Annotated in this window: 14 protein-coding genes and 1 pseudogene; 6 read left to right on the top strand and 9 right to left on the bottom strand. The window is 66.2% G+C overall.

Going from position 1 to position 12586, the window contains the following annotated elements; genetic code table 11:
• Position 1: 1 nt before the first annotated feature.
• Both AC5RTS_RS11820 and AC5RTS_RS11815 read left to right on the top strand, forming a co-directional pair.
• On the top strand, positions 2-577 hold the full coding sequence (locus tag AC5RTS_RS11820; RefSeq protein WP_493992219.1) for a hypothetical protein: 576 nt from the start codon (positions 2-4) through the stop codon (positions 575-577).
• An 88-nt stretch (positions 578-665) separates the two neighbouring features.
• Positions 666-1256, top strand: a complete 591-nt coding sequence (locus AC5RTS_RS11815; RefSeq protein ID WP_493992218.1) for a DnaJ family domain-containing protein — start codon at positions 666-668, stop codon at positions 1254-1256.
• A 3-nt stretch (positions 1257-1259) separates the two neighbouring features.
• Here AC5RTS_RS11815 and AC5RTS_RS11810 read toward each other — a convergent pair whose 3' ends face one another.
• The 4 genes from AC5RTS_RS11810 to AC5RTS_RS11795 all read right to left on the bottom strand — a co-directional run bounded on the left by AC5RTS_RS11810 (position 1260) and on the right by AC5RTS_RS11795 (position 5555).
• A complete protein-coding gene (locus tag AC5RTS_RS11810) occupies positions 1260-2300 on the bottom strand; it encodes a hemolysin family protein (RefSeq protein WP_493992217.1) in 1041 nt (346 codons plus the stop codon).
• The gene (locus AC5RTS_RS11805) at positions 2293-3654 is read right to left on the bottom strand and encodes a hemolysin family protein (RefSeq protein WP_493992216.1); all 1362 of its coding nucleotides are present in this window, start codon (positions 3652-3654) and stop codon (positions 2293-2295) included. Before AC5RTS_RS11805 ends, AC5RTS_RS11810 begins: the two co-directional genes overlap by 8 nt.
• A gap of 556 nt (positions 3655-4210) precedes the next feature.
• Entirely contained in the window at positions 4211-4723 is a 513-nt protein-coding gene (locus AC5RTS_RS11800; RefSeq protein ID WP_493992215.1) for a CarD family transcriptional regulator, read from the bottom strand.
• A gap of 253 nt (positions 4724-4976) precedes the next feature.
• Positions 4977-5555 (bottom strand): TetR/AcrR family transcriptional regulator, encoded by a 579-nt coding sequence (locus AC5RTS_RS11795; protein WP_493992214.1) that lies wholly within the window; start codon positions 5553-5555, stop codon positions 4977-4979.
• A 50-nt stretch (positions 5556-5605) separates the two neighbouring features.
• On the opposite strand from AC5RTS_RS11795, the gene AC5RTS_RS11790 reads away from it, so the two are divergent.
• Entirely contained in the window at positions 5606-6778 is a 1173-nt protein-coding gene (locus tag AC5RTS_RS11790; protein WP_493992213.1) for an MFS transporter, read from the top strand.
• On the opposite strand, the gene AC5RTS_RS11785 is transcribed toward AC5RTS_RS11790, so the two are convergent.
• Both AC5RTS_RS11785 and AC5RTS_RS11780 read right to left on the bottom strand, forming a co-directional pair.
• Positions 6775-7614: a formate/nitrite transporter family protein gene (locus AC5RTS_RS11785; protein WP_493992212.1), complete on the bottom strand. Its 840-nt coding sequence runs from the start codon at positions 7612-7614 to the stop codon at positions 6775-6777. The two genes, AC5RTS_RS11790 and AC5RTS_RS11785, sit on opposite strands and share 4 nt — an antisense overlap.
• Before the next feature lie 93 nt (positions 7615-7707).
• On the bottom strand, positions 7708-8235 hold the full coding sequence (locus tag AC5RTS_RS11780; protein WP_493992211.1) for a GNAT family N-acetyltransferase: 528 nt from the start codon (positions 8233-8235) through the stop codon (positions 7708-7710).
• Between the two features lie 131 nt (positions 8236-8366).
• On the opposite strand from AC5RTS_RS11780, the gene AC5RTS_RS11775 reads away from it, so the two are divergent.
• The 3 genes from AC5RTS_RS11775 (at position 8367) to AC5RTS_RS11765 (ending at position 10182) form a co-directional block, all read left to right on the top strand.
• Positions 8367-9182, top strand: coding sequence for a DUF1295 domain-containing protein (locus tag AC5RTS_RS11775; protein ID WP_493992210.1), 816 nt, complete (start codon positions 8367-8369; stop codon positions 9180-9182).
• A gap of 105 nt (positions 9183-9287) precedes the next feature.
• Positions 9288-9434: an SDR family oxidoreductase gene (locus AC5RTS_RS11770; RefSeq protein WP_493992209.1), complete on the top strand. Its 147-nt coding sequence runs from the start codon at positions 9288-9290 to the stop codon at positions 9432-9434.
• Positions 9435-9534: 100 nt separating this feature from the next.
• Complete coding sequence (locus tag AC5RTS_RS11765) at positions 9535-10182, top strand: TetR/AcrR family transcriptional regulator (RefSeq protein WP_493992208.1); 648 nt, start codon at positions 9535-9537, stop codon at positions 10180-10182.
• A 30-nt stretch (positions 10183-10212) separates the two neighbouring features.
• Here AC5RTS_RS11765 and AC5RTS_RS11760 read toward each other — a convergent pair whose 3' ends face one another.
• The 3 genes and pseudogenes from AC5RTS_RS11760 to AC5RTS_RS11750 form a co-directional block, all read right to left on the bottom strand.
• Positions 10213-11370 (bottom strand): alpha-hydroxy-acid oxidizing protein, encoded by a 1158-nt coding sequence (locus AC5RTS_RS11760; protein ID WP_493992207.1) that lies wholly within the window; start codon positions 11368-11370, stop codon positions 10213-10215.
• Complete coding sequence (locus AC5RTS_RS11755) at positions 11303-12070, bottom strand: GNAT family N-acetyltransferase (RefSeq protein ID WP_493992206.1); 768 nt, start codon at positions 12068-12070, stop codon at positions 11303-11305. The genes AC5RTS_RS11760 and AC5RTS_RS11755 overlap by 68 nt, the downstream gene beginning before the upstream one ends.
• Positions 12071-12249: 179 nt before the next feature.
• A pseudogene (locus AC5RTS_RS11750) lies at positions 12250-12586 on the bottom strand (hypothetical protein); the annotation flags it as partial.

Below are 12586 nucleotides of genomic sequence, written 5' to 3'. Positions count from 1 at the left end.
TATGGCCTATACACCGCAAAAGCCTGCCCTGACCCCCAGCAGCGAAGAGCTGCGTGCCCGGATCCCGGGATGGGGGGCGGACCTGGACCCGAAGGACCGTCCCGCGGTTCCCAAACTGCAGTTCGACCCCACGCTCAGCGGCGCCCACTGGGAGTTCCCGGAGCGCCAGGAGGAGAAATACCCGCGGGAACGGTCCATGGAGCACAAATTCCTCACTCCGGTGTTCGGCACGTCCTGCCCGCCCAAGGGGCTGTCGGGAGTGATGCGCAGGTACGCCTACAGCCGGTACAGCGAGGCCCGGGCCGCGCACTGGCTGCTCCTGCTGGCAGCGGACCGGGTGGATGCCGTGGAAAGCCATCTGGCGTCCTTCCTGACCCTGCGTCCGGACAACCCGATCACCGAAACCGGGGTGGTCAGTGAATTCTCCCGCCACGGGTACGCGTCCCGCGCCGGCAGGAAACGGGCGGACACCAACCATCAGTGGATCGACCCCCTCCTCGTGGGCGGCCCGTGGCTGCTTGCCGGGGCAGGCCTGGCCGCTGCCATTGGTGCAGCTCTCCGGCGGCTGCGGAACTGAAGCCCGGAGCGCGTTGCAGGCTGTTACAAAGGGCGGGAATACTGGTGGAGGCGGATGGAAAGCAAGGCAGGTAAGGCGGTGGCCGGGCATGGACGGCAGGGGAGTTGAGCAGTATCGGCGTCGAATGGAACGCGCGGCCCGGCTACGGGCTGCCGCTTCCGGCGGGGAACTCGACGCCGAAGAGGCCAAGGCTGCGGCAGAGGAAGAGGAACTGCAGCACAAGCGGAGGCAGTTCGACGACGCCGCCCGCGCCGATTACCTCGTCCGTGACGCGATGGCCCGCGGCGAGTTCGACAACCTGAAGTATGCCGGCAAACCCATTCCCGGGCTGGGGGACGCCCATGATCCCGACTGGTGGATCAAGGGGCTGCTTCAGCGGGAGAACGTCACCGGGCTGGGGCCCCGGGCCATCGTGCTGCGCACCGAAGATGCGGAACTGGATGCCAGATTGGACACCCGGTGGAGCGAGAAGCAGGTGCGCGAAATCCTTGAGGACTTTAATGCCCGGGTAATCGAGGCACGGCGCCAGCTCGAGGGCGGCCCGCCGGTCATCACCCCCACCCGGGACATTGACGTCGAGCTGCAGCGCTGGCGGGAGAGGAAGGCGGCGGCCGCGCAGAACACAGCCGCCGCCCCTGAAGAGGAGCGGCGGCGGCCATGGTGGAGGCGGAAGCGATAAGCCCTAGACGGTGGTGGCGTCCTGGACTTCACCCACCAGCTCTTCGATGATGTCCTCAAGGAACAGCACACCGGTGGTGTTGCCCTCGGCGTCGAAGACCCGGGCCACATGGGCGCCGGTGCGGCGCATGGTGGCCAGGGCATCCTCCAGTTCGCTTTCCCGGTAGGCAGAGGCCAGGCGGCGGATGCGCTTGGCCGGAACGGGTGCGGTGAACTCATCCGGCGACGTCAGGTCCATAACATCCTTCAGATGCAGGTAACCGTCAGGATCCCCGGCCTCGTTGGTGAGGATGTACCGCGAATAGCCGTGGATGTCCACGGCCTGCTGCAGGTCCGCCGGTGAGGCGGTCTCCGGCAGCAGCACCATCTGGGCAATGGGAACCTCGACGTCGGCCACGCTCTTCTCCGTGAATTCGAAGGCGGCCGTCAGTGTTCCGCTGCGGTCGGTCAGGACACCCTCGCGGGTGGACTGCTCGACAATGGTGGCCACTTCATCCAGGGTGTAGGAACTGGTCGCCTCGTCCTTGGGCTCCACCTTGAACAGGCGCAGCACGCCGTTGGCTATCCCGTTCAGGGACCAGATCACGGGACGCACAATACGGGAGACCATCACCAGCGGCGGCGCCAGCAGCAGGGCGGCGCGGGTGGGCACGGAGAAGGAAATATTCTTCGGCACCATTTCGCCCACCACCACGTGCAGGAAGGTCACCAGCAGCAGGGCCACGATGAAGGCAATGACCCCAATGGCGTCCGGAGACAGCGGAGTCAGTGCCAGCGGTATCTCGAGCAGATGGTGGATGGCCGGCTCGGAGACATTCAGGATGACCAGCGAGCAAACGGTAATACCGAGCTGGGCCGTGGCCAGCATCAGCGTGGCGTGCTCCATGGCCCACAGCGTGGTTTTCGCGGCCTTGCTTCCGGCTTCGGCCTTCGGCTCAATCTGTGACCGCCGGGCCGAGATCACCGCAAATTCAGCACCGACAAAAAACGCGTTGACCGCCAGCAGCACTACGAGCCAGATGATTCCGGGCAGGTATTCACTCATGGGTCAGTTCCTTGGTCAGAGAGTCAACAATGCGGTCATGGGCGCTCTTCGGTGCCTCCGAGGAGCCGGAGGGCGTGAACCGGAGGCGTTCGATGTGGTTGCGCACCACACGCTCCACCCGGAGCGTGCCGCCGTTGATCTCCACCTCGTCACCCAGTTCCGGAATGCGGTCCAGTTCATCGGTGACAAAACCGGCAATGGTGTCATATTCCTCGCCGTCCGGAACGGCTACGCCGGTACGGTCCAGGAGTTCGTCGGGCCGCAGGGCGGCGTCAAAGGTGATGGCGCGGCCGGTGCGGACCACCCCCACCCGGGCGCGGTCATGCTCGTCTTCCAGTTCGCCCACGATTTCCTCCACGAGGTCTTCGAGGGTGACGATGCCGGCGGTTCCGCCGTGCTCGTCGGAGACAATGGCCACCTGCAGGCCCTGGGCCCGCAGCAGTCCCAGCAGGGTATCCACGCCCATGGACTCGGGTACGTGCATCGGTTCGACCATCAACTCGGCAGCGGTCACCGAGCCGCGGGCGGCCAGGGGCACGGCGAACGCCTGCTTGACGTGCAGGACACCCAGGATGTCATCGGAATCCCGCCCGATGACCGGGAAGCGGGAATACCCGGTGGAGACAGCCACGGCCACGACCTGCTCAGCGGTATCCGCTTCGTGGACCGTTTTCATCCGGACACGGGGGGTCATGACGTCGGCGGCGCAATGGTCAGCGAACCGCAGGGTGCGGTTCAGGAGCACCGCGTGGTCCAGATCCAGCAGGCCTTCCAGGGCGGAGCGGCGCACGAGGGAACTGAGTTCCTCGGCACTGCGGGCACCGGAAAGTTCTTCCTTGGGCTCAATGCCGAAGGACCGGATGATTGCATTGGCCGTATTGTTGAACAGCAGAATGACGGGTTTGAAAACGGTGGTGAACACCGTCTGGAAGGGAACCACCAGCTTGGCGGTGGCCAGAGGGAGGGCCAGAGCAAAGTTCTTCGGAACCAGTTCACCGATGATCATGGAGAAGATGGTTGCCAGGAAGATGCCGATCACCGCGCCGACGCCCGGCACTACGGCCTCGGGAACACCCAGGGCGGTGAGTGGGGAACTCAGCATGGAGCTGATCGCCGGTTCGAAGGTGTAGCCGGTGAGCAGCGTGGTGAGCGTAATGCCGAGCTGGGCGCTGGAAAGATGCGTGGACGTGATCTTCAGCGCGTTGATTGTGGGGTTCAGCCGCTTCTCACCGCGGTCACGCCGGGCTTCAAGCTCCGTGCGGTCCAGGTTGACGAGTGAAAACTCGGAGGCGACGAACAGTCCGGTGCCGACGGTGAGGAGCAAACCTACGCCGACCATGAGCCATTCATACATGGGGCTGCCCCTCTCTCGTGATAGCCGGTGCAGCCGGGGTAAACACGGACTGCACGTCGGTCAGGACGGGGAGGGGCAAGGGTTTATGTGAGGGAGGGTCATCCATAGTCCAAGAGATAATACATGATCTCCCTGAACCGGGTTCCAAGGATTCTCCCAGCCGGAAGCCATCGCTTTTGCGGCCGCCCGGACTACCGCAGGCCGTGCCCATAGGTGGGTTCCCGGTTGGTCGAGCCGGCGACCCGGTGCTGGCGCACCAGGCAGAACGGATCGTATATTTCAATGCCCAGCCGGCCCGTTCCGGGCACGGGCTGGTAAAAGCAGGTGCAGGGGAAATTCACGGGCGCCTTTCCGGGCCCAGGCATCAAGGCCCTCGAAGTTCTCTTTGATCCGTTGGGCGGCTGCCTGCCCGGGGGGTAGGGAACCGTCCCATATACACCGTGATACAACGCCGGGATGCCCGGCTCCAAAACGGCCGTGCCGGGGCCGAACCGGGGCTGTCCGCACCGGCCGCATTCCCTGCTGCATTGCGGTGCGGCAGGGAAGCGCGACGGCGTTAGCTGCTGGCCAGCTCCGGCTCCCCGGCGGCCTCCATAAGAACGGAGTCGAGGAGTTCGCCGGCGTCCTCCGCTGTGGCCTGGCGGGCGAGGGCGAGTTCGGATACCAGCAGCTGCCGGGCCTTGAGGAGCATTCGTTTTTCACCGGTGGAAAGCGGGTGGGTCCGTTCGCGGGACCACAGGTCGCGGACAACTTCGGCAATGAGGTGAAGCTCGCCGGTGCTCATTTTGCCTTCATTGGCCTTGAACCTGCGGGACCAGTTATCCGGTTCGAGGCCGGCCGGGCCGCGCAGCACGGAGAACACGGCCTGAACGCCGTCGTCGTCAATGACGCTGCGCACCCCCACGTCTTCGGCGTTCTCCGCCGGAAGCTTGATGGTGAGCTCCGTGGCGTGGACCCGGAAGGTGAGGGTTTCCCGCTCAACCCCCTTGATGGTCATGGGGGAGATATCTGTGACGGTGACGGCGCCGTGGTGCGGATACACCAGGGTCTGGCCGACAGTGAATTTCAAAATGACGTCCCTCTGTTCAGGTAGGCATGCTTCGGAAGCGGGGCTCCCAAAGACCGCACTTACCTGCACAGGCCGCTCAGGCACGGCCGTGGCGGCTTGGACCGCGGGCAATAGAGAAGGAGTCAAGTCCCAGGCGCGGGCTCTGCGGATGCATGGTCCCACGCTGTGCCGCCAGCATATCCTCCCCGGGCAAGTGCTCCCGGCTCCGCCACGGTGTGCGGCCGCGAATACAGGCCGCGCGGGGCGTCGGGTGCTAGGCCTCTGCTCGCAGGAGGGCCCGTGCTGCAGACCGGGCACTGTCCAGCGGGTCCGCGGGCAGGCCGCGCAGAAGGCTGGCCAGGACGCCGTTATAGAGCAGCAGGAGGGTGGAGGCGGTGGCGGCCGGCTGGCGGCAGCCGGCCGCCTGCGCCAGTTCCCGGAGCCTTTCACTGACCAGCCGGCTGTCCTGTTCCACCAGCACCTGCACCGGGTCGGATGTTCCCGGAGCCGGGATCGGGCGCTCGGATGCGGTGGCCAGGAAGCAACACCACTGGGTGGGACCGGCGGCCGCACGGAAGGTTTCAACCGCATCGAAGATGGCGAGCAGGCGGTCGGTGGGTGAGGAGGCGGCAGCTATGGCCGCTTCCCAATGCGCAGTCCAGGCGTTGAGTCTTCGGGCGAGGACTTCGCGGAGGAGGTTGTCCTTGGACTGGAAGTGTTTGTACAGCGTCACCACCGAGACGCCGGCCTCGGCTGCCACGGAATCCACGCCCGAAACGGCGATGCCGTTCTGGAAAAACAGCTTTTCCGCCGAGTCGAGGAGGCGGGTTTGCGTGTCCTGGGGAGATGCCATGCCTATAGTGTAACGTTCGTTACAGTGAAACGATCGTTAAGTAGGTGCCCATGAGCCAGATCCGCCTTCGATCCGCAGCCGGTCCCGGGATTGCCGTTGCCGGCATGCTCCTCATCGCCGCCACGTACGGGATGGCGCGGTTCGGGGTGGGCCTGTTTGCCCCCGCGCTGGCTGCCGTCCGCCCGGAGCTGGTCGGAGCTTTGGGTTGGGCTGCGGCTGCACAGTTCATCTCCTATTCCGTGGCAGCCCTGGCCGCCGCGCGGCTTGTGGACCGGCACCCGCGTGCAGGACTACTGCTTGCCGGAGTCACCGCCACGGCCGGCTGCGCCGGGGTGGCCGTGGCTGCGGATCCGGCGATGTTCGTGCTCGCCGTCCTGATTGGCGGCATGGGCGGCGGCTTTGCCTCGCCGGCCCTGGTGCCGGTCATTGACGCCGTGACGGAACCCGGGTCCGCAGGGACGGCGCAGGCTGTTGCCAATGCGGGGACTGCCGTAGGGGTCATCGGGGCAGGTTCCATCGCTTTTGCGGCGCCCACTGTCGGTTCCGCCTGGCTGCTGATGGCACTGATCTGTGCCGCGGCCGCCGCGGCGGCCTGGTACCCGGTCCGGAATTCTGCGGCGCTCTCGCGGACCCGCCGTACCCCTGCCCGGTCCCCGGACGCGGCGGCCTGGAAGCTTCTGGGTCTTCCCGCTGCGGCCGCGGCCGTGGTTGGTGCCGGCTCTGCCCTGGCCTGGACCTTTGGCCCGCTGCTGGTCAGCCGGGCCGGAGTGGTGGCCGGCGGGCAGGTGGGCTGGCTGTGGATCGTGCTGGGGATCGGCGGTCTCTTTGGCATGCTGACCGGGAAACTGGTGAGGCAGTTGGGCCTCCGGGCTGGATGGGCCGCCTGCGCCGCCTCACTCGCCGCGGCCACGGCCGCCGTCGGACTGTCTGTGGCTACGGGTAGTCCCTGGGCGGCCTACGCCGGCCTGTCCCTTTTCGGGGCCGGTTATATGGGGATGTCGGCCGTGCTCATCCTGTGGGCGCGGTCCGTCTGGCCGCGCAATGCCGGGGCGGGCACCTCCATGCTGTTCATTGCCCTCGCTGTCGGGCAGGCGGCCGGGTCTGCGGGTTTCGGTGCGGCACTGGACCTGTGGGACCCGGCCCTCGCGGCGGCGCTGGCTGCGGGGCTGTGCGCAGCCGGGGGGCTGGCCGGGCTGGGCGGCGGGCGTCCCCGGGGGCGCTAGGTGTTTTTCCGGGCGGCTTCCGGGTCCTCGGGTGCCTTTCTGCGCCGCTCGGCCAGCAGTTCCTTGGTGCGCAGCAACCGCAGTGCCGTCACCAGCACCAGCCCGCCGATCATGTTGAACAGCAGGGTGTATCCGAACCATCCCAGCCATTGCAGGTAACTGATTCCGGCGCCGGATTGGATGGCGCCGAAAACCAGCAGGGAGTCCAGGATGGAATGGAACAACTGCAGGCCGGCGAGCAGGAATCCGCCGATGACGGTGGCCACAATCTTGGCGGGGTCGGACGTGGTGCCCTGCTGCATGCGGCTCATGAGGGTGATGGTGCTGCCGCCGAGGATGGCCAGGGCAACGGTCTGGAGTGAAAACGGGGCATCGGTAAAGTGCCGGGCCGACTCCTCGATGGTTTTCTCCCACTGGGGGAATGCCTGCATAACAATCCACATAAAGACCCAGCCGCCGGCAAGGTTGGCCACCAGGGTTCCGCCCCACAGCCTGGCCAGTTGCCGTGCGCTGCCTTCCTTCGCCGCCACCGCGGCCACCGGCATCAGGAAGTTCTCGGTGAACAGCTCGCTGTGTGCAAGAAACAGGGCGATAAGCCCGACGCTGAAGGCGATGCCGGCCAGCAGGTGGTTGTCCGTTTCGTGCAGTACGGCAAGGTAGGCCATAACCCCTAGGCCAACCTCCAGCCCGCCGAAGAATCCGGTCACCAGAATGGCTCTCAGGGTGCGGTGGAGCCGCTCCGCGCCTTCCGTCACCGTGTTTTGGAAGGACTCATGGAGTTCATCCTCAACGGGGGCATCGGACTGTCCGATTTCCCTGCGGCGTTCCTCGCTCATGGCGTCCCCTTCGGTGCTGCGTACGGGTGTAACAACTAACCATAAGCCTACTGATGACCGGGCGGGCAGGCCGCCGGTGCGGGGATGCGCCTCTTACGGCAGGTCGATCCAGTACCGCCGGGCTCCCTTTCGCGTGTCCTCGTACACGCCGCCGTTTTTCTCGATGACCGTCCGGGAACCGGTGTTGTCCTCAGCGCAGGTGACCAGCACGCGGACAATTCCCAGCTCGCGGGCAATCGGGAGGGCATCATGCAGGGCGCGGACCGCATGTCCCTGCCGCCGGGCCGAGGGGCGCACGCTGTAACCGATGTGTCCGCCCTCCTCGAAGAGGAAGTCGTTCAGCGTGTGCCGGATGGCCAGGGACCCCAGGAATTCATCCTTCTCCGCCAGCCAGAGATAAGTGCAGGGCACAAACTCCTGCGGCCGGGGTGTTTCCGGCAGCCGTTCCGCCACGAGTCCGTCGACAAAGCCGGGGAAGTCGGCGGCAATTTCCGAACGGATCCGCTCGAGCGGGTTCCCGCCGTACACGCCCGAGCCATCCATGTGCTCGCCGCCAAACTCTTCGGCGGCGGCAAGCCAGCTTTCGCGGAAACGGGCATGCGGGGTCAAGAGGGTGGCCATCCGGACATCGTAGGCCCACGCAGGTGCGGGAGCGCGTATTTGCGGGCGGTATGGCGCGGGGTCCGGCCGTGGATCCCGTTTGCCGGCCGAGGGGCTCCCGCTTCTGAACGGGCGTCCGTATCCTGACAAGAATGGACCCGGTTCGCACCTGCTTCTGGATATTCCTTGCCACCGCTGCCGGAACGTGGGTTTTTTCGCTCCTGACGCGTGAGTACTCATGGACCGACCGGATCTGGTCAGTGACGCCGGTGGTTTATCTCTGGGTCTTTGCCGGGGCGTCCGACGGCGAACCGCGGATAGTGCTCATGGCGGTCCTGGTATCGCTATGGGGCGCCCGCCTGACGTTCAACTTTGCCCGGAAGGGCGGGTACCGGCCGGGCGGTGAGGACTACCGGTGGGGGATACTGCAGCAGCGGATGCGGCCCTGGCAGTTCCAGCTGTTCAATCTCGGATTCATCAGTATTTACCAGAACGCCATCATCTGGCTGATGACCCTCCCGGTGCTGACCGTGTACCGCCACCCTGGCCCGCTAACCCCGGGGGATTGGGTGCTGGCGGCCCTTTTCCTTGCCGCCCTGGCCGGGGAGACGCTGGCGGATCAGGAGCAGTGGAACTTCCAGCAGTGGAAAAAGGCGGAGCGTGCCGCCGGCCGGGCCCCGGTGCCGGGGTTCGTCCGCGCCGGGCTGTTCCGGTTCTCGCGCCATCCGAATTTCTTCTTCGAGCAGCTCCAGTGGTGGCTTTTCTATGGGTTTGCCGTTGCGGCCTCCGGCGTGTGGCTGCACTGGACCCTGGCCGGGCCGGTGCTCCTGACCCTCCTGTTCATCGGTTCCACTGTTTTTACCGAGAGCATCTCCCGGAGCAGGTACCCGGATTACCTCCGGTACGTGCAGCACACCTCGCCGATTGTCCCGCTGCCGCCGCGCCGGCAGCAGGAACAGACCCTTTGATACCTGTTGGCTGTGTCACATTTCCCGGTTTACGGACTGCCGAGTTCTTCTACATGTGTTGAATAGGGCAGGATGTAACCGGACGGGAAACGTAATGGACAACCGATGAACCACGTCGCCCTGCACCGCATGGGCGAGGCGGACGGGGTTTCCCGGACCATTCTCTTCCTCGCCGGAGATGACTCCAGCTTCTCCACCGGAGCTGTGTTTGTCGTTGACGGCGGCGAAAGCGCAGGCCTGGCCAACCACTAAGGCCGCCTGTGCAAACAAGCTTGCGGCGTCCCCCTGCGCCGCGGCATGAAAGGACTCCGCTTCGGCGGGGTCCTTTCGTGTATCTGCGAAGATTATTTTTATGTCTGCACCGGAAGACCCCAAGCCGCCACGGCGTCCCTCGCCGTGCGAACCTCGGACTGCCCGGACGCGGGAAGCCCTCGAAGCCGGACTGTGGGAACTCCTGCGTGAGCATGAACTGGCGGAAATCAGCGTCTCGGCGCTCTGCAAGGTGGCCGGAGTGCACCGCACCACCTTCTACGGGCATCACCGGAACATTTTCGACTTCGCGGCCTCCGTCTACGCCGGACTCGTTGACCGGCTGGGCACCGTGGACCTTGACCAGCGGGGGACCGGACGCACTGTCACCGAAATCGGTGAACTCTACGTCGATTCCATCCGGCAGATCCTGCAGCACACCAAGGACGAGCAGCGGGTGTACCGCGCACTGTTCCACACCGAGGCGTTCCTCGGCGTCCTCGTCGAGGACCTGCGGGTGCGGTTTGTGCTGGCCCTGGACGTGTGGAAGGCACAGGGTGTGCTGCCCGAACTCGATCTGGAGGCCACCGCGGGATATCTGGGCGGCGCCTACGCCTCCTGGTTCGAACAGTGGATTATCAGCGACGACGACGACACCGAAGCCTGGCTCGGATCGCTGCGGAACCTTCTTCCCGCCTGGTGGCCGAGGGAAGGCTTTCCGCCCGCGCCCCAGCCTGTTCCCGCGCCCTGATCCCGGAGGGGTCCTAAAGCCGGTGCAGCTCTAAATCCGGTGCAGGGCTCCCCGCAGCGAAGCCAGATCCGGATAGCCGTTGACCGCCATGGTCAGGTCCGCCTCTGCCAGCAGGCTGCGCATCGTGTGCGTCACCCCGGCCTGCCCGCCAACGGCCAGCCCGTACACGTAGGGCCTGCCGATTCCCACCGCCGTTGCCCCGAGTGCCAACGCACGGAGGGCATCCACGCCCGAGCGTACGCCGGAATCGAAAAGCACCGGTGCGCCGTCGGCCGCGTCCACCACACCGGGCAGGCAGTCGATGGCCGGGATCCCGCCGTTGGCCTGCCGTCCGCCGTGGTTGGAGCAGTAAATGCCGTCCATTCCGCCGTCCAGCGCCCGGCGGGTGTCTTCCGGAGAGCAGATGCCCTTGAGGATGATGGGCAGCGAGGTCAGGGAGCGGAACCAGGCCAGATCCTCCCAGGTCATGGTGGGATTTCCGAACAGGGAGGCCCACAGCATCACTGCTGCCGCGGGGTCGGCGGAGCCCTGCTCGGCCAGCAGCTTCCGGAAGCGGTCATCGGTTAGGTAGTTGGCCAGGCACTGGCCGGAGAGCATGGGCAGGTATGCGGCGCTGAGGTCCCGCGGACGCCAGCCGTTGACCCAGGTGTCCAGGGTGATCACGATTCCGGTGTATCCGGCGGCCTCGGCCCGGTGGACCAGGCTTTCCGCCAGTTCGCGGTCTGCCGGCGGATACAGCTGGAAGAAACCCGGAGTCTCTCCGGCGGCTGTCCGTACCTGCTCCAGCGGCGCGGAAGCGAGCGTGGAGGCAACCATGGGGACGCCCAGTTCGGCGGACGACGCCGCGGTGGCCAGGTCGCCGTCGTCCGCCACCGCCCCCAACACGCCCACGGGGGCGAAGAACAGGGGTGAGGACATCCGGTGGCCAAACAAGTCGATTCCCATGTCGCGCCGTGCCGCACCGACCAGCATCCGCGGCATAATGCCCAACCGTTCGAAGGCGGCGACATTGGCCCGCTGCGTGTGTTCATCTCCGGCGCCGCCGGCCACGTAGCCCAGGACCCGCGGGTCCATCACGGTGGAGGCCAACTGCTCCGTGGCGGCAAAGCCCATCGGCAGTTCAGGGACCACGCCCCGGGCGCCGTTCATGTAGATGCCCAGCTGGTAATCCCCAAAGTTTGCGTCCACGATTGTCCCCGTTCCATCCCGTTCCCGGCGCCGTCGCCGGGATGCCTGTGGGCGAAATGCTACTCCCGGGCGCCGGTCCCGGTGCCGCGACCCGCAGCGAACCGGTCCAGCCGGTCTTCCAGCCCGGACCGGACCTGCGGCCATTCCGCGGAAAGGACCGAATACACGGCGGTATCCCGCCAGCTGCCGTCGGCACGCTTCCGGTCCCGGCGGCGGATCCCTTCAAAACGGCACCAAGACCGCTGATGGCTGCGCGTGAGCGCTCATTGCGGGAATCCGCCTGGATGGTGATCCGCCCGAATCCGGAATCAAAGGCGTGTCCGAGCAGCAGCAGTTTGGTTTCAGCGTTGACCTCGGTGCCCCAGACGGACGGCGCGTACGCCGTCCAGCCCAGCTGTGCCGACTCGGTGGGTAAATCGAGGTCCGCCAGGCTGCTGGTGCCCACTATGGTGCCCTCGCCGTTCCCGCCGAGCCGGCGGACCGCAAAGGGCAGCTCATGCCACCGGTAGAACGCGAGTGCCCACTCGGTGAATGCGCCCAGGTCCTGCCGCAGTCCTGCCGGCCCGCCGCCGTAGCCGCCGGCGAAGACCTCGGGCACGGCGATGGCACGGTGCAGGTCCGGCAGGAGGTCCGTCGTGAGAGGTTCAAGGCGGACGAACCGTCCGGTCAGGACGGCGGGAAGGGGGCGTACGGCAGTCATGGCGCCAGTTTTGCATAACCGTCCCTGTCGCCGCGTCGGCGACTACTTCCGGATGAAATACACGCATAGCACTACCGGCAGCTGCTTGCGGGAGTGCACTGCTGCATCAGAGCACCTTCGGCCCTGTCGCAGCAGTGGGTAGCACCTGTATCGGTACAGGAAGCACCGTAACGTCGAGGCTAATGGATCGGGGTGGCCGGCAGTGGGGCTTTGCTGAAGGTTGCGGTCCACTTGGCGGTCGCGCCCGGGGTCAGGACGTACCCGGTTGCGGCCTTGGCGGTGACGGTGACGGTGCCGGTGCCGGGGTAGGTTCCTGCGGTGCGGGTTTTGCCGGCGACCTGGTATTCCACGCCGGTTGTGGCGGGGATGGTGTAGGTGTCGTTGGCGGTGCCGTTCTTATCGGTGAAGATGACCGGTGCCGGGGTGGCCGGCAGTGGGGCTTTGCTGAAGGTTGCGGTCCACTTGGCGGTCGCGCCCGGGGTCAGGACGTACCCGGTTGCGGCCTTGGCGGTGACG

It is taken from the genome of Arthrobacter sp. MDT1-49-2, assembly GCF_059090185.1.
The sequence above is the reverse complement of the archived record's forward strand: the minus strand, read 5'-3'. Positions and strand labels throughout refer to the sequence as shown.

Bases quoted from the DNA above. Each gene is read 5' to 3' on its own strand.
- AC5RTS_RS11805 (WP_493992216.1), bottom strand. From the start codon at position 3,654: ATGTATGAATGGCTCATGGTCGGCGTAGGTTTGCTCCTCACCGTCGGC.
- AC5RTS_RS11765 (WP_493992208.1), top strand. From the start codon at position 9,535: ATGTCTGCACCGGAAGACCCCAAGCCGCCACGGCGTCCCTCGCCGTGC.
- AC5RTS_RS11810 (WP_493992217.1), bottom strand. From the start codon at position 2,300: ATGAGTGAATACCTGCCCGGAATCATCTGGCTCGTAGTGCTGCTGGCG.
- AC5RTS_RS11815 (WP_493992218.1), top strand. From the start codon at position 666: ATGGACGGCAGGGGAGTTGAGCAGTATCGGCGTCGAATGGAACGCGCG.
- AC5RTS_RS11795 (WP_493992214.1), bottom strand. From the start codon at position 5,555: ATGGCATCTCCCCAGGACACGCAAACCCGCCTCCTCGACTCGGCGGAA.
- AC5RTS_RS11755 (WP_493992206.1), bottom strand. From the start codon at position 12,070: ATGACTGCCGTACGCCCCCTTCCCGCCGTCCTGACCGGACGGTTCGTC.
- AC5RTS_RS11775 (WP_493992210.1), top strand. From the start codon at position 8,367: ATGGACCCGGTTCGCACCTGCTTCTGGATATTCCTTGCCACCGCTGCC.
- AC5RTS_RS11785 (WP_493992212.1), bottom strand. From the start codon at position 7,614: ATGAGCGAGGAACGCCGCAGGGAAATCGGACAGTCCGATGCCCCCGTT.
- AC5RTS_RS11780 (WP_493992211.1), bottom strand. From the start codon at position 8,235: ATGGCCACCCTCTTGACCCCGCATGCCCGTTTCCGCGAAAGCTGGCTT.
- AC5RTS_RS11820 (WP_493992219.1), top strand. From the start codon at position 2: ATGGCCTATACACCGCAAAAGCCTGCCCTGACCCCCAGCAGCGAAGAG.
- AC5RTS_RS11790 (WP_493992213.1), top strand. From the start codon at position 5,606: ATGAGCCAGATCCGCCTTCGATCCGCAGCCGGTCCCGGGATTGCCGTT.
- AC5RTS_RS11770 (WP_493992209.1), top strand. From the start codon at position 9,288: ATGAACCACGTCGCCCTGCACCGCATGGGCGAGGCGGACGGGGTTTCC.